The following is a 20,676-nucleotide window of genomic DNA, read 5'->3' on the forward strand; positions in this document are numbered from 1 at the left end:
TCACGACCGCATCCGCACAGGCAAGGGGTACCGCGATGTCTCAGCCCGTTCCCGGATCCGGCCCGCACCGCCGGGGCCAGATGCGCCGCGTCGTGCTGTCCGGCCTGCTCGGCAGCACGATCGAGTACTACGACTTCATGCTCTACGGCACCGTCGCCTCGCTCGTGTTCGACAAGCTCTTCTTCACCGGCCTCTCGCCGCTGGCCGGGACGTTCGCCACCTTCGGCACCTTCGCCGTCGGCTATGTCGCCCGCCCGCTGGGCGGGGCGCTCTTCGGCCACTTCGGGGACCGGCTGGGCCGCAAGGCGATGCTGGTGCTCTCGATGGCGATGATGGGCGTCGCCAGCACCCTGATCGGACTGCTCCCCACGCACGACCAGGTCGGCAACCTGGCGCCGACGCTGCTGGTGGCCCTGCGCCTGGTCCAGGGCGTCGCGGTCGGCGGCGAGTGGGGCGGGGCCGCGCTGCTGACCGCCGAGCACGCCGCCCGGCGCCGGCGCGGCCTGCTCACCAGCCTCGTCCAACTGGGCGGCCCGGCCGGCACGGTGCTGTCCACCCTCGTCCTCACCCTGTTCGCCACCCTGCCGGACGAGCAGTTCCTGTCCTGGGGCTGGCGGGTGCCGTTCCTGCTGAGCGCCGCCCTGCTCGCCCTCGGCCTGTTCGTGCGGCTGAAGGTGACCGAGAGCCCGCTGTTCTCCCAGGTGCAGCGGAGCGACGCCGTCGTCCGCCGACCGCTGGTCGAGGTCCTCCGCACGCCCAAACCCCTGCTCCTGGCCTGCTTCGTGGTCTTCGGCGCCACCGTGTCCCAGGCGCTGACCAGCGTCTTCGCCATCAGCTTCGGCACCGCCGCCGGCTATGCGCGCACCGACCTCCTGAGCGGCCAACTCCTCAACGGACTCGCCGCCGCCGTCGCCATGCCGCTCTCGGCGGCCCTGTCGGACCGGATCGGGCGACGCCCCGTCCTGCTGGGCGCGGCGCTCCTCCTCGGTGCGGTCGCCTTCCCGGTGTTCCTCATGGTCGGGACGGGTTCGGTGCCGCTGATGATGCTCGCGCTGGGCGTCCTCGCGCCGCTCCCGATGGGCGCGCTGCTCGGACCGGTGCCGGCCCTGTTCTCGGAGATGTTCGGCACCAGCACCCGCTACACCGGGGTGTCCATGGGCTACCAACTGGCCGCGGTCATCGGCGGCGGACTGGCCCCGCTGGCCGGCACCACCCTGCTGTCGGCCGCCGGCGGTCACGACCCCTCCCTGGTCGCGCTGTACATGCTGGTCGCCTGCCTGGTCAGCGCCACCGCGGTCTGGCTCACCGCCGAGACCCGCGGCCACGACCTGGAACACACCGCCGCGACCCCGCAGTCGAAGCCGCTCGCCGGCCGCCGGTGAAGCCGCCCGGCCGCGCCGTCGTCGCTCCGGACGGACGGATAACCTGGGCCCGTCAACGAAGATCACTGAAGGGCGGAGCACATGGCGGACATCGTGGAGAAGGCGGCGCGGAAGGTCTTCGAGCGCTACGACCTCGACGGGGACGGTCAGGTCACCGCGGAGGAGTACCAGAAGGTCGTTGCGGAGCTGGAGGGTTCGGAGATCACCGAGGCGCAGGCTCAGGAGCTGATCGACTCCCTCGACACCGACGGCGACCGCAAGATGTCCTTCGAGGAGTTCTGGGCGGCCATGAATGGCTGACACCGCCGGGTCCGGCACATGAACGTGCCGGACCCGGTTCGTCATCCCGCCGATCCGGCGCCTGGCGGGGGAGGTCATCCCCCATGTCCCGGACCGGCGTCCGGCAGCTGTCCGACGGTCCTCAACCGATCCCGGTGATCATCGACGCCAGCGACAGGAGCAACGCGCCCAGCGCCCCCACGGCTCCGTATAGTCGCAACTCGCCCCCGGCGCCCGGTCGTCGGACATACCGTGCGGTGGCCACGGCGAAAGCCAGACCGCCGCCGACGAACCACGGTCCCCACAGGAAGAGGTACCAGCGGGTCAGCCCGGCCAGGTCGGGCGCGACCGTGAGGCTGCCGACCTCGACCAGCACCCCATGGGCGACGAACAGACACCCGTGCCAGACGAGCAACACCGCCGCGCCGCCGCCACAGAACACCAGGAGACGGCCGATCCACCTGCCGCGCCGCCGTGTCAGGCCGACACCGATCAGGGCCCCCAAGAGCTTCAGCAGACCCGTCACCCACAGGACGGCCACGAACCACGCCACCCGGTCCTCGGCGAGCTTCACCAGGGACGGCGACACCGTCGTCCGCGCGCCGAAGGTGAATCCCGTCGCCCAGGCGAAACTGGGTACCGCGAACAGGATCCCCCATACCGCGGCAACGAGTCCCGGCCATGTGCCCGGCCGAAGGCGGGATGCCCGACGCGGGGCCGGACCCACCGCATCGTCCGCAGAATCAATCACTCCGCTGATCCGGGGTTCTTGCGTCGGTTGGCATGGAAGCGCGCTTTCTTCTGACGATTCCCGCACGTGTTCATGTCGCACCATTTGCGGGTGCGGCTTTGGCTGGTGTCGAAGAAGGCGGCTCGGCAGGTCGGCGATGCGCACAAGGCCAATTTACCGTCGCGTTCGCCCGCGATGATGCTGATCGCGTCGGCGGCGATCACGCCGAGGGCATCTTCCACGCGGGAAGCCGAGCTGAGCCGCCATCGCCGCTTGCCTTCGGGCGTCAGGACGGCCGCGGCCCGCCCCTGAGCGCTGCAGTCGTTGATGACGTGGACGGCGGATGCGGGGAGAGCGTCCTGGGTCGCGGCCGCTGTCGCGGCGGCGTGAATCGACTCCCGCAGTTCCCGAGCGAGGTCGAGCTGGGCAGGGGTGCAGGAGTCCACGGCGAGGCCGTTCACTGCCAGCCAGTCGATGAGCCGGTGCGGCGCGGGGATGCGCTCCACGGCGTCGCCATGACGCTCCGACAGCGTCCCCGTGAAGCTGGTCGCCAGCACCTTACCGAGGCGGAAGTCAGGGAACTCAGCACGCATGGAACCACCTTAGAGGGTTGCAGCGTCGCCCGGAAGACTGCTAGAACCGCCTTAGCCGGTTCCACTAGGTCAGGAGGTCCCATGCCCCGTCCAACCAGCGACGTGCAAGCCTTTGAAGCCCGCGCGACTGACGCCGACCTCGACGATCTGCGCGCGCGACTGGCCGCGGCGCGCCTTCCGGAGACCGAGACGGTCCATCGCGCCGCGCCCGACCCCCGCCGATGGGAACAGGGCGTTCCGCTCGCCGACCTCGTCGATGTCGTGAACTACTGGCGCACCGGGTACGACTGGCGGTCGTTCGAAGCACGCCTGGACCGGATCGGCCAGTTCCGCACGACCATCGATGATCTGGGAATCCACTTCCTGCACCGCCGCTCCGCGCGCACGGATGCCACTCCGCTGATCTTGACGCACGGCTGGCCGGGCAGCATCGCTGAGTTCGTCGACGTCGTGGACGAACTGGCAGATCCGAACGATGCGGACGCGCCGGCGTTCCACGTCGTGGTCCCGTCGCTACCAGGCTTTGGTTACAGCGACAAACCGGCCACCACCGGTTGGGGAACCGAAAAGATCGCGGCCGCATGGGTGGAACTGATGGGAAGGCTCGGCTACGACAAGTTCGTCGCCCACGGCGGCGACTGGGGAGGCAATATCACCACGGTTCTCGGCGGCAGGTTCCCGGCGCACGTTCTCGGCATCCACACCACGTTCGCGGAGGGACCGCCCGGGTCGACAACGGACGGGCTGACGGCGGTCGAGCGCGAGTGGGCCGAGGAGACCCGCGATTTCTGGCGCCACCGCGCGGCGTACGCGAAGCAGCAGGCGACCCGACCGCAGACCATCGGCTACTCGCTCGTCGACTCACCGGTCGGGCTTCTCGCCTGGATCCTCGACAAGTTCGCCGAGTGGTCGGACACCGAGGACAGCCCGTTCGAGACGATTTCCCAAGACCGCGTTCTCGACGACGTCACCCTGTATTGGCTGACGCGGACCGGCGCGTCGGCGGCCCGCATCTACTACGAAAGCCACAACGCGCTGGACCCCGAACTCCGGGTCGACGTCCCCTCGGCAATCACCATGTATCCCCGCGACATCGAGAAGTGTCCACGCGCCTGGGCACAGGAGCGGTACCGACGGATCGTCCGATGGAGGTCGCCCGAAAGCGGGGGGCATTTCCCGTCGTTGGAGGTTCCCGAGTACTTCGTCAAAGATCTACAAGAGGGCCTCGCGGCGGTGCTGGCCGCCCATCGGTGAACGCGGCATGTCGAGGTCTTCCGGATGGTGGACCTCGACGCCTGGCCGGGTGGACGGGAGACGGCCCGACGGCCTGGCCGTCGGGCCGTGGTGATGCCACTCGCTCCTCAGCTTCCAGCGGGCATCAGCCGTCGTTCTCCGAGGAGGGAAGGTACGCGCCCGGCACGTCCTGCGGCGCGAAGATCTTGTTCTCGCCCGGGTACGGCCTGTTCCAGTTGTGGGTCTCGTACCAGGTGAGGTGGTTCATCTGGGCGGGGTTGGCGTAGTCGGGGACGGCGTGGGGGCCGGTCAGGTGCTGCTTGGACTTCCACTTGTCCCAGGTCGCCGCCAGATCCTGCTGGTCCGCGGGTACCTTCGCGGGTGAGACGGCCGCTGCCCTGGGGCTCTGCGGTGCCGGGGTGTCCGAGCCGCAGGGCGGCTGGGTCTTCAGGCCGTCGGTGAGGGGGACGCGGTTGGGCTGCGCCGTGAACGGGGTGGTGTCCGGGCGGGAGGTGAAGGCGCCGCTCATGGGGCTGGCCGCGCTGTCCTTCTGGTTCATCGGGTGGATCCCGAGGATCTGCTCGATGGTCCGGATCATCGTGATCTGGGTGTAGTAGTGGCTGTCGGTCCTGCCGTGCTGTGCCCAGGGGCTGATGATCTGGATCGGGGCCCGGTGCCCGTCCACGTGGTCGAGGCCGGCCTGGGAGTCGTCCTCGACGACGAAGACGGCCGAGTCCTTCCAGTACTTGCTGTGCGAGATCCTGTCGACCATCTTGCCGACCGCGAGGTCGTTGTCCGCGACCTGGGCGGACGGGCTCGCGGGGCCACCGGTGTGGTCGTTGGAGAACCAGAACATGTTCAGGTTCGCCGGCCCGTTCTTCTCGAAGTCCCGCTTCCAGACCTGGTACTTGTAGACGTCCGGGACGTCGAGGTCGAACATCGGGAAGCCGGGCACCGACACGCCGTTGAGCGAGGGGATCGCCGACCCGGTCTTGATGGGGTAGGCCGTGGGCTTCCCGGTGGCGTCCATGGTCCTGGCGTCGCAGTAGAGGTTCTGCCAGGACGCTCCGGACGGCTTGCTCTCCACCGACTGGAACTCACCGAAGTCCTTGACGGACCTGCCTGCCGCCTGCGCACCGGTCCACAGGAAACCGGACTTCTGGTGGCCGAGCGCGTCGTTCTCGGTGTCGTAGCTGCGCTGGTACTCACCGGCCGAGGATTCGGTGTACTCCGGATTGTCGCTCTGCATCAGCCAGTTGTGGCCCTCGGCGGAGTTCGTGCCGATGTCGTAGGTGTTGTCGTACAGCCCGAACTGCTTGGCCAGCGCATGCTGGTTCGGCGTGACGTTCTCGCCGAACTGCGTCAGCTTCGGATCGCCGTTGCCCCGCGGGATGTCGCCGAAGACCTGGTCGTAGGTCCGGTTCTCCTTCACGATCAGGAAGACGTGCTTGATCGTCGAGGGGTCGCCGAGCCGCTTCGGGACCGCTGTCGGCTTCGCGTGGCTCCTGCCGTCGGTCTTCCTGACCGAGTCGCCCGTCCAGCCGTTCTGCTTGAAGACCTTGGCCGTCTCGGACCTGATGACGCTGTCGTCGGGCAGGGTGAACCGCTGCAGGCTGGAGGTGGTGTCGTGGGTGCCGTGCGCGCCGCTGGCGTTGGGGCGGCGGGCGTCGGTACCACGGGTGTTGGAGACCAGCACCTGTTTGCCGACGGTGGCGATCTGCGAGGGGAAGTAGTCCGTGGGGAGCAGGCCGACGTAGCCGACCGGCTCCTGCGGGCTCTTGTACTTGTACACGGCGACCGCGTTGGCGCGGCCGAGCGTCACCAGCAGATGACCGTCGTCGGTGAGCGTCACCGCGTTGGGCTCGTAACCCACCGACGCCTCCGGCCACGGACGGGTGGCGATGGTCTGCACGACCTTGTCGCGGGCGGTGCTGATGACCGACACGTCGTTGGTGGCGGTGTTGGTGACGAACAGCGCCCCGCCCTTGGCGTACAGGGCGGTCGGGTGCAGACCGACGTCGATGCTCCTGACGGCGGCACCCGGCTTCGCCAGGTCGATGACGCTGACCGTGCCGGTGGTGGTGGCACCGGTCTTCGGATCGGCGGGCACCTGGGTGTCGTAGGAGTTGATCGTGGTGTCGCCGGGCCTGGCCGGACGGCCGCCCTCGTTGCTGACGTAGAGCTTGTGGCCGACCTCGACCATGCCACGCGGGGCGTTGCCCACGGCCCAGCTGTGCTTGACGGCTCCGGTCGCCGCATCGAGGGCGACCACCTTGTTCTGGCCGTTGACCGCGGCGTACACGGTGGAGCCGTCGGACGAGAACACCGGCTCACCCACCAGCGCGTGCTTGGATCCGTCCGCCGGGATCGTGATGAACGTCGGGTCGGTGACGCTGCCGTCCGGGCTCACGGTGAACTTGGTGTAGCCGTCGGTCTGGCCCAGCCACAGCTGCTTGCCGTCGGGCGAGTACGTGGGGCCTTCCTGGCCCACGGAGTTGCCGCTGATGCGCGGGTTCGACGATGCGGAGGCGCTGACGTACTGCTGCACCTTCCAGTTCTTGCGGTCGACGATGGCCAGCGCCGCTCCACCGTCGGTCAGCGAGGCCGCGACGTGGGTGCCGTCCGGGCTGACCGAGGACGACATGATCTTGCCGTTGTCGATGACGAGGCGGTCGCCGTACGGGGCGATGTACTGGTCGCTGGAGACGACCTGGCCGTCAGCCGTCTTCTGGCCGACCTGTTCGGTGCCGAACTGGTGCGTCTGGGCGTAACCGATGCCGGCGGTGGCGGCGAGAACGACCGCGGTGGCCGTGGCCAGGGTGCCGCGGCGGCTGAAACGTCTGCGGAGATTGCCGGCACCGTCGTTCTCGTCATGCCGACGGCGGCGTATGACCTGCATGGAGTCATCCCTTCGAGGTGGCGAGCAGCGCGACATTGCCGTCGAACTGCCACAGCGGGTTGGGTGTGTCGCCCTGCGGGGTGTGCACCAGGAAGTAGCCGTTGACTTCCTTCGGTCCATCGCCGTCGGCCATGAACCGCCCATCCGGGGTCACGTCGAGCTGATAGACGGCCTGGCCGGCGGCGTCGACGCCGGGGAGGTGCCAGGAGACGACGCAGCGCCAGTCGTTGCCCGCCCCTTGCGCGGCAGTCCGGAGGTCACCCTTGGTGCACGTCGCCTCGGCTTTGAGCCGGGCTTCGGTGACGTGGGGCCGGTGGAGCTGCTCGGTCTGCATGCGGTACAGGTGGGCGAACGCCGTGGCGACCGAGCGCTGCACCTTGTCCTGCTCGATGCCGGAGCCGGTGGCCGTGGCCGACGTGGCCAGGACCGCCATCGTCACGGCGACCAGCCCGGCCAGCGGCAGGACTCCGACGGTGACCGTGCGGCGCCCCGAACCGTCGTGGCTCAGGTTCGTGAAGTCGCGCCGCAGGAACAGCAGGTAGGCCAGCGCCGTCGCCAGCACGGCCCACGCCAGGCTGACACCGATGCCGATCAGGAGCGGGGCGAGCTGGGCCGGGCCGGTGAACAGACCGTTCCAGGCGATGAAGGCGTAGCTGGGCAGGGCGAGGCGGACGGCGACGGGCAGTGGCATCATCTGGGCGAGCTGCATCGCGAGGGCGACGAGGACGGGCACCAGCAGTCCCATCGGGGAGCGCCCCAGCGCGACGGAGCCGAGCAGTCCGATCCCGGCGAGGGAGAGGGCCGGAGCGAGGACGCAGACCCAGGCGAGCAGGACCTTGACGGCGGCGTCCGCCGGCGTCAGCAGGTGGCCGTCGAGGCCGACCAGCGGCTGGTTGCCGACCGCCACGACCCCACCGGCCGCGCTGGAACAGGCCAGCCCGGCCACGAGCAGCATCAGGACGGTGAGGCTGGCGAGCGCCTTCGCGGCGAAGATCCGCCTGGGCGACCGGACCGCCACGAGCAGGTGGCGCCAGGTGCCGAGCCGGTCCTCGGCGGCGAACACGTCGCCGGCGACCACCGAGGTCAGCAGCGGAAGCGCCCAGGTGCCCGCGAAACCGAGCATCACCAGTGATCCGGCCCATCCCGTGGCGTGCATCCAGCGGCCGAAGAGGGTGTCGACGGGGAGCGTGCTCTGTTGGCCCACCGCGGCGACGAAGAGCGCCGGCGCGATCCAGCAGGCGAGAACCAGCAGGCGGATCCGCCACTGCGAGACCAGCTTGACCAGCTCGAAGCGGTAGCCACGCGCCACCGAGGCGCGGCGGGTACCGGCACCGTGGGGCCGGGCGTGGGCGTCCGTGAGGGTCGCGTTCATCGCGCGCCCTCCTCGGGTTCGGTGAGGGCGAGGAACGCGGCCTCCAGCGGCGATACCACGGGGGAGAGCTCGCGTACCGCGACGCCCGCCCGCACCAGCCGCACCACCAGCTCGTCGAGGGCAGGCACCGGCGCGCGCACGACGAGCACCTGCGCCTCGTGCCGCGCCCCGGCGTCTTCGACGAGGCGGATCCCGTCTGCCTCGGCGGCCAGTCGGCGGGCGGCGTGCGCGTCGGAGGTGCGTACGCGGTAGTCGAGTTCCCGCTCCTCGGCGGCCAGTTCGCTCAACGGTCCGGAGAAGACGATCCGTCCGGCGGCGAGGATGCTGACGTCGGAGCACAGGGCCTCGACGTCGTCCATGCGGTGACTGGAGAGCACGACGCCGGTGCCGTCCGCCGCGAGCCGGGTCAGGACACCGTGCACATGCTTCTTGCCGGCCGGATCCAGGCCGTTGGACGGCTCGTCGAGCACGAGCAGCCGGGGCTTGGTGAGCAGCGCCGCGGCCAGCCCCAGCCGCTGTCGCATGCCGAGGGAGAAGCCGCGCGCCCGGTCGTCGGCGACATCGGTGAGCCCGACCTGCGCCAGCGCGTCGTCGATCGCCGTCGTCCGCGCGTCGTCACCGCGGAGCGCGGCCAGCGCGGCGAGGTTCTGCCGGGCGGTGAGCGAGGGGTAGAGACCGGGTCCGTCCACGAAGCCCGCGACACCGTCCGGAGCGTCGAGCACCCGCCCCACCGGCGTACCCAGGATCCGGAGGCTGCCGCTGTCGGCGACGGACAGACCCAGCAGAAGGCCGAGCAGGGTCGTCTTGCCGGCGCCGTTCGGTCCGACCAGGCCGTGAATCCGCCCCTGCGTCACATCCAGGTCGACGCCGTCGAGTGCGACGACGTCGCCGAACCACTTGGTGATCCCCCGAGCCCGGACTGCGAGGAGTGCGTCCATGAGTCCCTTCCTTCGAAAGCCTCAAGGACCGTAGAGGCGGTGCGCGACAACGTTCAGGAGCAGTCAGCTGAATGCTCAAGAAACGGTTGACGACCGGTATGCGCCGCGACCATGCCCGGCCGGGCGCCGAGGAGCGAGCAATTGTCAAGAGTTGTGGATAGCGCCCTCACTGGTGGGCAGTTGAGGTTTCGGGACCGTTCGATCTCGGTGGGCGTTTGATCCGCTGATGCATGCTGAAGCCCGGTTTGTTCCATGCCCGACTTGCAGGGTAAATAGCTTTTATGGAGATTTGCGAGGTCGGCCGCCGGCCTCGCACTCGGCGATTTTGACCGAAACAGCCCATGAAGCGTGTCTGGCCTGAAAGCCAGCTGGTTCGTTCGCTTTGCCGGTCTCGTGGATCCCGTCGACGGGCTGCCCTAGGGCGCTTCTGATGGATCTCCGTGGAAGAAGGAGCGGCGCCTGGTGCGTGCGATCGCAAGGCGCCGGGATGTCTTCATAGCGGAGCTATGGGGGCATTTCGGCAACGCCGCGAGCGTGCGTGGCAGGCGCCGCGACGCCGCGGAGATCCATCAGAAGCGCCCTAGCCCCCGCATGCAGCGAACCGGGCGGCCAAGCCCTCGGACAGAACGCCGCGAGATGGCCTAAATGGTCATTTCGAATCGGGATCCAACGCCCACTCAGGACATCGTTGACCATGCGTTCTCAGGACAGGGCGGACCGGAACTCCACTCGGCACCACCCACGTCTCCCACGACGAACAACTCGCCCTCACACTGGCGGCATGAGCACCACAGCAGACAGCTGAGGTCACATCGACCAACAAGGTCCTACGGGCTCAGGACCGCGGTGGCTTCAGCGGACGACGCCGTGTTCCCAGGCCCAGGCTGCGATCTCCACACGGTTGCGGGCCGGCAGTTTGTCCTGGACCCGGCTGAGGTGGCTCTTGATGGTGCTGAGCGAGAGAGTCAGTTGTGCGGCGATCTCGTTGTTCGTGTGCCCGCGGGCGACCCGGCTCACGACCTTGAGTTCCTGGGGAGTGAGCCGTCGTGCGGCGGCGGCCGCGGTCTCAGCGCGTGACGGTTTGCTCAGGTGTTCCAGGAGCCGAACGGTGACGGACGGCGAGATGAGGGAGTCACCTTTGACAGCGGCATGCACTGCTTCGATCAGCAGCCGGGGGCCGGAGTTCTTGACCACGAAGCCACTGGCACCGGCGCGGAGCGCTCCGTAGACGTACTCGTCCATGTCGAACGTCGTCACGATGACGATCTTTGTACCGTCCGTCGCGGCTCCCTGTGCCTGGCGCAGGCGCCTGGTCGCCTCCAGGCCGTCCAGTTTCGGCATGCGGATGTCCATCAAGCAGACGTCCGGCCGCAGCCGGTGAACTGCCTCGACCGCCTCCGCGCCGTCGGAGGCCTCCCCGATCACGGAGATGTCGTCTTGCCCCTCCAGGATGAGGCGGAAGCCCATCCGCACCATCTCTTGATCGTCGGCGATCACCACAGAGACGCTCACTACGGGTCCCCACTCCCTCACTTCATGGGTATCGACGCAGCCAGCTCCCAGCCGCCCTCCGGCATGGGGCCGCTGCTGAGCTCACCGCCCAGCTCGACCACCCGCTCCGACAGGCCGACCATGCCGAAACCGCTGGGGCGGAACCAGACCCGGCCGCGTTGCTGACCGCTCGCGTTGTCACGTACGCGGACGACCAGTCGGTCTCCGTCGGTTCCCAGCTTGACATGCACGGTGGTCGCGGTGCGGGCGTGCTTGCGGATGTTGGTCAGGCCCTCCTGGACCAGTCGTTCCACGGACTTGGCGAGTTGTGGCGACCAGACGGTACCGTCCACGTCGTCGGCTATGTCCAGCCAGGCCTGCTGGCCGGTGCCGCTGAACTGGTGGACGAGCTCCTCGATCCTCGTCATGGCGGGGGTGACGGGTGCCTCCGCCACGGCTCCGTCCGCTTTGCGCAGGAGTCGGACCATGCGGCTCATCGCCACCAGCCCTTCCTGGCCGGTCCGCTCGATGTTGGCGAACAGCTTGCGTGCCGTGGCCGGGTCACGTTCCGCGGTGGGTTCACCAGCCTGGGCCTGGACGACCATGGCCGTGACGTAGTGGGCCACGTGATCGTGCAAGTCGCGGGCGAGGTCCAGGCGTTCTGCCTGGCGTACGTTCTCCGCGGCGGTCCTGCGTCTGCCGTCCTCGGCTCGCAGGTAGCCGCCCAGCAGCACGAAACCCACCGGCAGCAGGGTGAACAGGCCGTCGATGTCATTGAGCACCGGCAGATCCGACAGCGTTGGAGCGCGGCCCTCGATCCGTACGACCGCCACGAAGAGCGGGACCACCGACAACATGAGCGGCACAGGTCGTCCATACCGGCAGGAAAGGCACAACAGCACCAGAAGCCCGAGAAGTTCGACCCAACCGGGGGTGCGCTGGAGCACGGTGCCCTTCACCAGGGACGTGGTCAGCAACGAGACGGTCGCCACGACGACGCACAGCGCGCCTGCCGTCCACTGCCGTCCGAACCGGTACAGCCGCAACTGCGCGGCGGCGGCGCCCAGCGCCATGACCCCGCTGGCGACCACCGCAAGGCCGACGTAGCTGAAGCTCACCACGGATGCGTCGAGCAGCACGAGCAGCGCGCTCAGACACAGTGCGGCGACCGTCCCGGGGGAGGGACGCGGGATAGGGCGGGGCATGGTGAGGAGTTTAGACGGCCGTTCGCCGGCCCTCGGAACGGAGCAGGCCGATACGTACTTTCGGCCGATGCCGCCAGAGCGAATACCGTCTTTCGACGGCATCGCGACCCGTCGGCCGCTCCCCACAATGGTGCGTGTCCAGGCAAAAGATCCTCCCGTCACCAGGAGTTGCTGTGAAGTTCCCCGCGTTCCGTACACATGTCAGGTCCCTGCTGGCGACGGGATCCGTGGTTGTGGCAGCCGTGTCGCTCACCGGCTGCGGCCTCTTCGGCCAAAGCTGGGACGTGAAGATGGAGGTGACAGGTCCCGGCAGCGCCGATGTCGGCTACGCCTTCTCCGGTGACAGCAACGGGAAGACGGCGCTCAATCAGAAGCTGCCCTGGAACAAGGCCCAGAACGTCGGCTTCGGCTTCAACGATCTGGGCGTCAAGAACCCGAAACCCGGCACCGTCTGCCGTATCTACGTCGACGGCAAGCTCAAGGATGAGCAGAACAAGCCCAACGCCAGGGGCTTCCTGTCGTGCTCCATCCACCTGAAGGGCTGATCCGATGACTTTGACGAGCGTGGCCGCTCGCACGGCGGTCCGCGCGACCGGCGTCACCAAGGTGTACGGGGCGGAAAAGCCCGGCACCGCCGCGTCGGTCGGCGTCCAGGCACTGCGCGGAGTCGACCTGGAGATCGGCGAGGGAAGCTTCGTGGCCGTCATGGGACCTTCCGGATCCGGGAAGTCCACCCTGATGCACTGCCTTGCCGGCCTGGACCGTCCGTCCTCCGGCACGATCACTCTGGAGGACACCGAGATCACCGCACTGTCCGAGCGACAGCGCACGGACCTGCGTCGCGACCGCATCGGCTTCGTCTTCCAGCAGTACCACCTGCTACCAGAGTTGAACGGCTCCGAGAACATTCTGCTACCGCTGGAGATAGCGGGCCGCCGCCCCGACCAGGACTGGCTGGACACGCTCGTGAACACCCTTCAGATCGGTGATCAACTCTCGCGCCGCCCCTCGGAGTTGTCCGGCGGACAGCAGCAGCGCATCGGCATCGCTCGCGCGCTGGCGGCCCGTCCCGCAGTCGTCTTCGCGGACGAGCCCACCGGCAATCTAGACGCCGGCTCCGGCCGGCACGTATTGGAGTTCCTGCGCTACTCCACCCGCGAGTTCGGGCAGACGGTGGTGATGGTCACGCACGACCCGGTGGCGGCCTCCTATTCCGACCGCGTCGTGCTGCTGCTGGACGGTCGCATCAGCGGCAGGGTCGACGGACCCACCCCCGAGTCCGTACTCGACGCGCTCCAGAACCCGGGGAAGCGGTGAGGGCGTTGAGGGCATCGGGGCTGACCAAGGCGGCGATACGGCAGATCGCGGCCAGGCCGTCACGGCTGCTGCTCACCGGCTGCACACTGATGGTGACGGCTTTCTTCCTGGCCGGTTCGATCGTCTTCACCGACACCCTGAAGCGGCAGTTGGCCGACGACCTCTCGCCGGTCGCCGCGGGCACGGCCGTGGTGGTCGGCACGGAAGGCACCCAGCCGCTCGACGACAAGAGGGTCGAGGAACTCAAGAACGTACCGGGAGTGGCCGAGGTCCAACCCGTGGCCACCGGCAGCGTGCTTCTGAAAGGTGCGGGCCGTGACCCCTACCCGCTGATCGGCACGGCGCTCACGGGGCCGCAGTCCGTCATCCGCCCGTTGCAGGGCACGCTTCCGGACGGGCCCGGTGAGGTCGTGCTCACCCGGATGCTGGCCGACCTGCCAGGCATGGGAGTCGGCAGCCGGATCACACTCGTTCCGCAGGCCGGCGTCGGCTCGGCGACCTCCCAGGACGCTCCTGCCCGAACGGTGACCGTGAAGGTCTCGGGCGTCGTCCAGGCCCCCTCGGCCATGGGAACCGCCGTGCTCACCACGCCCACCAACGCCCGCTCGTGGCTGGGCACCGGCGGCTGGCAGCAGACGCTGCTCCGCGTCCCGGACCGCCCCGCTGCCGACGTGGCGTCCACGGTCCAGGCCGAGCTGGGCAGAGGCTTCTCCGTACGCACCGCGTCCAAACTGCGCGCGGAGAGCGGACCCAAGTGGGTCACCACCGTGTCCACCCTGCTCACGATCTTCGTCGTAGTGGCCCTGCTCGCCGGAACCCTGATCGTCTCCACGACGTATCGGGTGCTGCTCGTGCGGGACCAGACACGGCTGGCCCTGCTGCGCTGCGTGGGCGCCCGGCCGGGGCAGGTAATGCGGTCCGTGCTGCTACAGGCCGCGGGTTCCGGGCTGATCGCCGGTGCGGTCGGAACGGTCGCGGCGATCTGCTGCGCCTTCGCGATCACCGGAATCACAGATCTGCCCGGCCCCGCGATCTCGGCACCCTCACTGTCCGCAGGTGTGCTCGTTTCCGTGCTGGCTGCCCTGGTCGCGGCGATGCCGGCAGCGAGAGCCGCAGCGCGCGTCGCACCGGTCGCCGCCCTGTCCGTGGCGGCCACCCGCCACGCACCGGACCACATCGGCCGGACGCGCGCGCTGATCGGAGCGCTCTGCCTGGGCTGCGCGCTCCTGCTCATCGCCCTCGCCGGGCTCGGCGGCGCGGGCGGTGCCGTGGCGGCGGTCGGCTCAGTCGCCTCCGCGGTCGCTCTGTTCGGTTGCCTCCTCGCGCTCGGGCCGGCACTGCTGCGCCGCGCGACACTCGCCCTTCACCGGCCCGTGCGGGCGGTCGCGGGGCTGGACGGTGCTCTGGCGGTGCGCAACCTGGGCCGTGCCGCGCGCCGGACCGCGGCCTGCGCGACGGTCCTCACCCTGGGCTTCACCATGGTCGCCGCGGTGCTCGTTACACTGGCTTCGGTGGAGAAGGGCACGGACCGGCGGCTACGGGAGCGCGACCCGGTCGACGTCGTGCTCGACGCGTCGCGCACCGGCCCGTCGGCGCTCACCCCTGCCGTAGTGAAGGCGGTGGCGGCACAGCCCGAGACCGACGCGGTGGTGCCCGTCACCCGGGTGGACGGCGTCGCCCTCGGCGGCAACGGCCGCCACCAGGAGACGGAGATCCGAGGCCTCGATCCTGCCGCGATCCCCGCACTGCTCGCCGACAGCCAACGCGACTCCCACGGCGGAGACCTGCGGCGTGGCCAGGCAGCCATCTCCACGTCCGTGGCACAGTCGCTGGGGGTCCGTCCCGGCGACCGGATCTCGCTGCGCGTGTCCGGCGGCGGGAAGTCCAGCGCCGAAGTGGCCCTGATCCATCCGGACGACGCCTACATGCTGGGCGGTGTCGCCGTCCTGCCGGGGGACTTCGCCGAACTGGCGCCTCTCGCCCCTGTACGGTCCTTGTACATCACCGCCGTCCACCGAGACAACCCGCTGTCGCTGCGCGCTCCGTTGGACAGAGCGCTGCCTTTGAACGCTTCGCTCCACCTGTCTTATCCGGGCGAAGACCGGGCCTCTCTGCGACAGTTGATCAGTCAGCTGCGGATCACGGCACTGGGGCTGGTCGGCATCACCGTGCTGGTATCGCTCGTAGGCGTGGCGATCACCCTGACCCTGTCCTCGATGGAACGCGAAAGAGAGAACGGTGTCCTGCGAGCGGTGGGTATGCGCGGCTCACGCCTGCGCTCCGTGACGGCTTGGGAAGCCGGACTGCTCGGCTTGTACGCGGCCGTCCTCGGCGTCACGCTGGGCTCGCTCTACGGCCGGATGATGCTCGGTGCGCTGCCCGGTCTCAGCAGCCCCACGATCCCGTACGGGCAGTTGACGGTGACGTTGGTGGGGGCCCTGGCCCTCGTGCTGGGCGCGTCTGTGATCCCGGCCCTGCGTTCAGCGGCGGTCTCGCCCATGACGGCCCTGCGCGCGGACTAGGGTCTGTGTGATGTTGTGATCAACCAGTGGTCGGCAGGAGATCAGGCCTTCGACCAGCTCGTCCGGGCCTCGGCGCTCAGCAAGAGCCAGGTCAGAGCGGGTCTGGCCTGCCTGCGCGACATCATCGCCGAGCGGAACTGGCCGCCGCTGATCTGGAGCAGGGCGGGCGGCTACACGTTCTACTCCGACCCCGTCGAGCTCCAGGTATACGAGGTCGCGGTGATCCGCGAGAAACTCACCGAGATCCGCCGGTTCATCGCCGGCGTCGTCGCCCCGCACGCCGTCCTGCAGCCCAAGGGCCGCTGGATCAAGCACCTGAACACCCAGCTCAGTTCGGTGGAGTCCACGCTCGACGTGATCGCCGGCTACAGCGACGCCTGACCCTCACCGATCACCCGGTCCCGGCCGCCTGCGCGGCCGGGCCCGCCAACTGCCTGTCTCGAAACCCGGAGGGGAGTTCGTGACGCGCCGACGCTGCTACCCCTCGGACACCTTCGACGACGAGGGGGCGCTCATCGAGCCGCTGCTGCCGACCCCGGTCGGCGAGACGAGGGTCGGCGGGCGCCCGGAGAAGCATCCGCGCCGGGAGATCGTCGACGCGATCCGCTACGTCGTCGACACCGGCTGCAAGTGGCGCGCGCTGCCGAAGGACTTCCCGCCCTGGGACCGCCGCCTCGACCTGCCGGCCCGCCCACGGCCCCGGATCCGCAATGCCCCGGACCGGTGCGAAGCTTCCTACGTACCCGTCACTCGTGATCGCCGCTCACCGCGGGGGTAGCGATCAGGCGGCAGTCGGCCCTCAGCTCAGCGGACAGCCCGCCGGATCCGGCGGATCCGGCGGGCTGTCCGGCCTTCAAGAAAACCCCTCGGCCGAGCGGGCGGATGGCCCGGTCGTCGAGGGGATCAGAGGGCGGGGAAGGCGCGGAAGGCGCAGGTGGGGGCCCTGCCTGGGCTGTTGGTGGGCGTCACGGTGACGCCGGAGCCGGACGGGTGGAGGTTGGTGTCGGCCGCGCTGATGTGGGCGTTGGCGGCGGTTGTCGTGGTGGCGTCGAGGTTGAGGTGTTCCAGGGTCACCTGGAGCGGGTGGGCCGGGTCGAGTCCGACGAGGGTGGACTTGGCGCCGCCGGGAGAGTGAGTGGCGGTGACGCCGTCAACGGTGATGCCGGTGAACCAGGGGGTGTTGGGGCCGCTGCCGCCCGAGTAGTGGGTGTCGAAGACGAGCGGGGCGCGCACCGCGTCGAGGCAGGTGTTCAGGTAGCCGACGTCGGTGACCTTGCCGCCGTTGGCGGGAGAGCTCTTGATCCGGATGCCGGCGCTGGAGCCGCTGGTGTTGCCGAGCGCGTCGGTGCCGGTGAGGGTGTTGTCGCGGAAGAGCACGTTGGTCACGCCGCTGCTGGTCTCGCTGCCGATCGAGATGCCGTGGGTGCCGTAGAAGTGGTTGCCGCTGACCGGGATGTTGCTGCTGGCCTTGTTGCCGCCCTTGATCGCGATGCCGTCGTGGCCGTCCATGATGAAGGAGTCGGTGATGGTGACATTGGTGGCGCCGGCCGGGTCGATGCCGTCGGTGTTGCGGGCGGTGGCGGGGGGTCTTGATCCGCACGCCCCAGGCCGTGAAGCCGTTGCCGTCGTTGTAGACCACGTGGAAGTTCGCCGAGTTGAGCAGGTCAACGTGGTAGAGCGTGAAGTTGTCGGAGTCGTCCGCCTGGATCAGGCGGGGGTTGTTCTGGTTCGACCCGGCCTTCTGGGCGTCGGTGGCGAGCTGCCACCAGCTGGTGCCCGTGTTCAAGATGGTCTGGTCGCCGCGGCCGTCGATCCGGCCCTGGCTGCCGTCGGCCGTGCGGATCGCCTCGATGCCCGCGTTGGCGCCCTCGACGTGGACCAGCGGCCTGCAGCCGCCGCCGGAGGAGGCGAGGGTGGCGCACTTGGGCTTGCCGGACTGCTGGTAGTCGGCGGGGTTGCGCGAGCCGTACAGGGTGACACCGCTGTCCAGCAGCAGCACCTCACCCTGGTGGATGGTCAGGGGGCCGGTGAGGAAGGCGTTGTGGGCGGCGTCGCCGGATCGGAGGCGGACGGCGACGGTGTTCCGGCCGGTCTGGGCGCAGCCGTCCAGGGCCTTCTGGATCCGGGCGGTGTCGGGCGGGGTGGTCTCTCAGGCGTCCAGGTCCAGGAACTTCTGGATCCGGGCGAGGGTGTCCGCCGTGCTTGTGTGCACGTGGCCAGAGATGCCGAGTGAGCTCGCGGCCGCGACGTGTCCGGGGGTGTCGTCGATGAAGAGGGCCTCGGCGGGACGGGCACCGACACCTCGGAGAGCCGCCGTGTAGATGTGGGGGTCGGGCTTCGCGACCCCGATTTCGCAGGACAAGACGACGAGATCCACTATCTCCAGAAGTCCGGCGTTCGCCATCCTGTTGCGCATGTGCGGCCAGGCGTTGCTGACGACGGCGATCTTCACGCGGCCGCGAAGGTGACGCAGGCCCTCCAGGAGGGCGCCGTCCCAGGTTTCCCTGGACGCGAGATCGTTTCGGATCTCGCTGATCAGGTCCGGGCCGAGGCCGAGTCGGTCTCGAACGACGTTCCACCAGGACTCTTCACTGGTCCGACCGATGAGCACGTGGTCGTCGTTTCCCCCGAACAGCGCGTCGAGGAAGCCCTGCGGAGGAATCCCGAGTCGGGCGCTCCACTCGATGGCCGCCGCGGTGAGGTGGTCCGGGACGAGGACGCCGCCGATGTCGATCAGGATCGCCCGCCGGTTGGAGCGGACATACTCGAGTGGCCCTTCCTGGTGGGCGTCATGGAGGTTCATGCGGCCTGCTCCTCGCGCTCGACCAGGACGCCGTTCTCGAAGCGGGCGCCGGCGCGGACCAGAGGGACCAGGTGGGCGCCGGTGATCGCCCGCCAGCGGCCCTGGGCGGACTCGACGAGCTTGAACACCATTGCGAGGGCGGCGGCCGGGCTGCCGGCGCCGCGGGTGACCTTGGTGCGGAGCTTGACGGTGGAGAAGGTGGACTCGATCGGATTCGTGGTCCGCAGGTGAATCCAGTGCTCTGCCGGGAAGTCGTAGAACGCCAGCAGCTCCTCGCGGTCCTCGGTGGGTTTTGCGACCGCCTTGGGCCACTTGGCGCCGTAGGTCCTGGCGAACGCCTCGATCGCCTTCTCGGCATGTGTACGGCCGTCGGCGTTGTAGATCTCCTGCATCGCCTTGGTTGCGCCCGGCTGTGCGGACCTCGGCAGGGCGTTCGAGACGTTGCGGGCCTTGTGGACCCAGCACCTCTGATGGCGGGCGGCCGGGAACACCTCGGCCAGCGCCTTCCACAGGCCCATCGCGCCATCGCCGACGACCAACTCGGGGTCGCGCATCCCGCGGCGGCGGCAGTCGCGCAACAGGTCGGCCCACGACTCGGTGGACTCGCGCAGCCCCTCCGCCAGGGCGATCAGCTCCTTGGTGCCGTCCGCGCGGACGCCGAGCAGGACCAGGACGCACGAGTGTGCCTGCCCGAGCCGCACCTTCGGGTGCACCCCGTCGGCCCACACGTAGACGAAGTCCCGGTCGGACAGGTCGCGGGCCTGGAAGGCGACGTGGTCGTCACTCCACTGCCTGGTCAGCCGGGTCACCGTCGCGGGTGACAGGCCGGCCGTGCCGCCGAGGAACTGCTCCAGCGCGGGCACGAAGTCTCCGGACGACAGTCCGTGCAGGTAGAGCAGCGGCAGCACCTCGGAGATCTTCGGCGACTTGCGGCACCACGGCGGCAGGATCTTCGAAGAGAACCGCTTGCGCTCGCCGGTCTCCTCGTCGATACGGCGGTCGTTCACCCGCGGGGCTTTGACCTCGACCGGGCCGGCCGCGGTGACCACCGTGCGCGGTCGGTGGTGGCCGTTGCGGACCACCAGACGGCGGCCGGCTCCGTCCGTCTCGGCCGCCAACTCTGGGGCGAGCCACAGGCACCCCCTGCCCACTGCGAAGGCAGCACTCCTGTAACTATCGAATCCACCACTGCCTGCCTCGTCATCAATCAGCTCACCTTCGGCCCTGCCGGAACCATGGATCTGCCCCGTCCCGGCGTGTACCACGGCACCGCATGGTGGTCTGGTCGCCGGGCCACCCTCGACTACTACGACCGCATCGTGGCCGAACTTGCCGAACACTCCGCCCCCGATGCCCTCCGGCAAGCCTGGCAGAACAACCCAACCCCTGAGCAGTACGTCCTCGACCTCCACTTCGTACGCGACGTCTGTGAGGATGACGAAGACGATGCGTAAGCACTGAAGGCGCACTGGGGGCGAAGGCGGCAGCCCACCGGCTTCGACGAGGAGATGCACAAATCACACAACGAGGCCGAGCGGTCGATCGACCGGATCAAGCAGTTCCGAGGAAGGGGAACCTCTTGGCGATGGCGACTCCGCTCCTGGCTGGGCGCGCACGACGGTGACTCGAGTGGGGCCGTCGGCTGGCAGCAAGGCCACCTGCCGGGCCTGGTGCGCCTGCCGACCGCGGGCATCCCGGTTCGGGTGCCGCACCCTTGTTGGACCCAGCGGTTCCCGTCGTCACCCACTGCTGGGGTCCGGCTATGACGTCTCCACTTCAGCGGTGCCCGCTCTCGCCCAACTCGGCTATCGAGTCGAGGAGATGATCGACGGAGTCGACTACTGGACCGTGAGGGCTTCCCTCTCGAAACCGCCGTCTGCGCTTGCTGACCGGAATCGCGTGCTGGACGAGA

At 69.1% G+C, this 20,676-nt stretch carries 18 protein-coding genes and 3 pseudogenes; 10 read left to right on the forward strand and 11 right to left on the reverse strand.

Annotation, left to right across the window (positions count from 1 at the left end; genetic code table 11):
- Nucleotides 1-35 precede the first annotated feature (35 nt).
- Together SNOUR_RS33320 and SNOUR_RS33325 are read left to right on the forward strand one after the other, a co-directional pair.
- On the forward strand, nucleotides 36-1,382 hold the full coding sequence (locus tag SNOUR_RS33320; protein WP_067354499.1) for an MFS transporter: 1,347 nt from the start codon (nucleotides 36-38) through the stop codon (nucleotides 1,380-1,382).
- A gap of 81 nt (nucleotides 1,383-1,463) precedes the next feature.
- Nucleotides 1,464-1,682, forward strand: coding sequence for an EF-hand domain-containing protein (locus tag SNOUR_RS33325; protein ID WP_067354500.1), 219 nt, complete (start codon nucleotides 1,464-1,466; stop codon nucleotides 1,680-1,682).
- Nucleotides 1,683-1,803: 121 nt separating this feature from the next.
- On the opposite strand, the gene SNOUR_RS33330 is transcribed toward SNOUR_RS33325, so the two are convergent.
- Nucleotides 1,804-2,496, reverse strand: coding sequence for a DUF3995 domain-containing protein (locus SNOUR_RS33330; protein WP_079143018.1), 693 nt, complete (start codon nucleotides 2,494-2,496; stop codon nucleotides 1,804-1,806).
- Complete coding sequence (locus SNOUR_RS33335; RefSeq protein WP_067354503.1) at nucleotides 2,409-2,984, reverse strand: CGNR zinc finger domain-containing protein; 576 nt, start codon at nucleotides 2,982-2,984, stop codon at nucleotides 2,409-2,411. Before SNOUR_RS33335 ends, SNOUR_RS33330 begins: the two co-directional genes overlap by 88 nt.
- 81 nt (nucleotides 2,985-3,065) lie before the next feature.
- Between SNOUR_RS33335 and SNOUR_RS33340 the strand changes: the two genes are divergently transcribed.
- Nucleotides 3,066-4,238: an epoxide hydrolase family protein gene (locus SNOUR_RS33340; protein WP_067354505.1), complete on the forward strand. Its 1,173-nt coding sequence runs from the start codon at nucleotides 3,066-3,068 to the stop codon at nucleotides 4,236-4,238.
- Between the two features lie 124 nt (nucleotides 4,239-4,362).
- Here the strand turns inward: SNOUR_RS33340 and SNOUR_RS33345 are convergent, their stop codons facing one another.
- From SNOUR_RS33345 to SNOUR_RS33365, 5 genes are all read right to left on the reverse strand, one after another.
- On the reverse strand, nucleotides 4,363-7,116 hold the full coding sequence (locus SNOUR_RS33345) for a bifunctional YncE/alkaline phosphatase family protein (protein WP_067354508.1): 2,754 nt from the start codon (nucleotides 7,114-7,116) through the stop codon (nucleotides 4,363-4,365).
- 4 nt (nucleotides 7,117-7,120) lie between these two features.
- Entirely contained in the window at nucleotides 7,121-8,488 is a 1,368-nt protein-coding gene (locus SNOUR_RS33350) for an ABC-2 transporter permease family protein (RefSeq protein WP_067354510.1), read from the reverse strand.
- Nucleotides 8,485-9,426 carry an ABC transporter ATP-binding protein gene (locus SNOUR_RS33355; protein ID WP_067354513.1) on the reverse strand — a complete coding sequence of 314 codons (942 nt, stop codon included), beginning with the start codon at nucleotides 9,424-9,426 and terminating at the stop codon, nucleotides 8,485-8,487. The genes SNOUR_RS33350 and SNOUR_RS33355 overlap by 4 nt, the downstream gene beginning before the upstream one ends.
- 852 nt (nucleotides 9,427-10,278) lie before the next feature.
- A complete protein-coding gene (locus tag SNOUR_RS33360) occupies nucleotides 10,279-10,902 on the reverse strand; it encodes a response regulator (protein WP_376738598.1) in 624 nt (207 codons plus the stop codon).
- A 53-nt stretch (nucleotides 10,903-10,955) separates the two neighbouring features.
- Nucleotides 10,956-12,122 (reverse strand): sensor histidine kinase, encoded by a 1,167-nt coding sequence (locus SNOUR_RS33365; RefSeq protein ID WP_159425953.1) that lies wholly within the window; start codon nucleotides 12,120-12,122, stop codon nucleotides 10,956-10,958.
- 173 nt (nucleotides 12,123-12,295) lie between these two features.
- Here SNOUR_RS33365 and SNOUR_RS33370 point away from each other — a divergent pair, with 173 nt between their 5' ends.
- The 5 genes and pseudogenes from SNOUR_RS33370 to SNOUR_RS45550 form a co-directional block, all read left to right on the forward strand.
- Nucleotides 12,296-12,667 carry an MmpS family transport accessory protein gene (locus SNOUR_RS33370; RefSeq protein WP_067354519.1) on the forward strand — a complete coding sequence of 124 codons (372 nt, stop codon included), beginning with the start codon at nucleotides 12,296-12,298 and terminating at the stop codon, nucleotides 12,665-12,667.
- 4 nt (nucleotides 12,668-12,671) lie between these two features.
- Nucleotides 12,672-13,439 carry an ABC transporter ATP-binding protein gene (locus tag SNOUR_RS33375; RefSeq protein WP_067354522.1) on the forward strand — a complete coding sequence of 256 codons (768 nt, stop codon included), beginning with the start codon at nucleotides 12,672-12,674 and terminating at the stop codon, nucleotides 13,437-13,439.
- Nucleotides 13,440-13,444: 5 nt separating this feature from the next.
- A complete protein-coding gene (locus tag SNOUR_RS33380) occupies nucleotides 13,445-15,961 on the forward strand; it encodes an FtsX-like permease family protein (RefSeq protein ID WP_067354523.1) in 2,517 nt (838 codons plus the stop codon).
- A gap of 15 nt (nucleotides 15,962-15,976) precedes the next feature.
- Entirely contained in the window at nucleotides 15,977-16,342 is a 366-nt protein-coding gene (locus tag SNOUR_RS33385; protein WP_312634258.1) for a RacP protein, read from the forward strand.
- Nucleotides 16,343-16,391: 49 nt separating this feature from the next.
- Nucleotides 16,392-16,628, forward strand: a pseudogene (locus SNOUR_RS45550) (transposase); the annotation flags it as partial.
- A gap of 236 nt (nucleotides 16,629-16,864) precedes the next feature.
- Here the strand turns inward: SNOUR_RS45550 and SNOUR_RS33395 are convergent.
- The 4 genes and pseudogenes from SNOUR_RS33395 to SNOUR_RS33410 all read right to left on the reverse strand — a co-directional run bounded on the left by SNOUR_RS33395 (nucleotide 16,865) and on the right by SNOUR_RS33410 (nucleotide 20,005).
- A complete protein-coding gene (locus SNOUR_RS33395; RefSeq protein WP_079143022.1) occupies nucleotides 16,865-17,629 on the reverse strand; it encodes a glycosyl hydrolase family 28 protein in 765 nt (254 codons plus the stop codon).
- Nucleotides 17,598-17,960: pseudogene (locus SNOUR_RS49300) on the reverse strand (glycosyl hydrolase family 28 protein); the annotation flags it as partial. The gene SNOUR_RS33395 and the pseudogene SNOUR_RS49300, both read right to left, overlap by 32 nt.
- Nucleotides 17,961-18,110: 150 nt before the next feature.
- Nucleotides 18,111-18,764 (reverse strand): HAD family hydrolase, encoded by a 654-nt coding sequence (locus SNOUR_RS33405; RefSeq protein WP_067354532.1) that lies wholly within the window; start codon nucleotides 18,762-18,764, stop codon nucleotides 18,111-18,113.
- The gene (locus tag SNOUR_RS33410; RefSeq protein ID WP_446677951.1) at nucleotides 18,761-20,005 is read right to left on the reverse strand and encodes an IS256 family transposase; all 1,245 of its coding nucleotides are present in this window, start codon (nucleotides 20,003-20,005) and stop codon (nucleotides 18,761-18,763) included. The genes SNOUR_RS33405 and SNOUR_RS33410 overlap by 4 nt, the downstream gene beginning before the upstream one ends.
- Between SNOUR_RS33410 and SNOUR_RS33415 the strand changes: the two genes are divergently transcribed.
- A complete protein-coding gene (locus tag SNOUR_RS33415; RefSeq protein ID WP_067354538.1) occupies nucleotides 20,000-20,218 on the forward strand; it encodes a hypothetical protein in 219 nt (72 codons plus the stop codon). The two genes, SNOUR_RS33410 and SNOUR_RS33415, sit on opposite strands and share 6 nt — an antisense overlap.
- Before the next feature lie 189 nt (nucleotides 20,219-20,407).
- A pseudogene (locus tag SNOUR_RS48560) lies at nucleotides 20,408-20,635 on the forward strand (rhodanese-like domain-containing protein); the annotation flags it as partial.
- Nucleotides 20,636-20,676: the final 41 nt, after the last annotated feature.

It is taken from the genome of Streptomyces noursei ATCC 11455 (genome assembly GCF_001704275.1).
In the GTDB taxonomy this organism is placed as follows: domain Bacteria; phylum Actinomycetota; class Actinomycetes; order Streptomycetales; family Streptomycetaceae; genus Streptomyces; species Streptomyces noursei.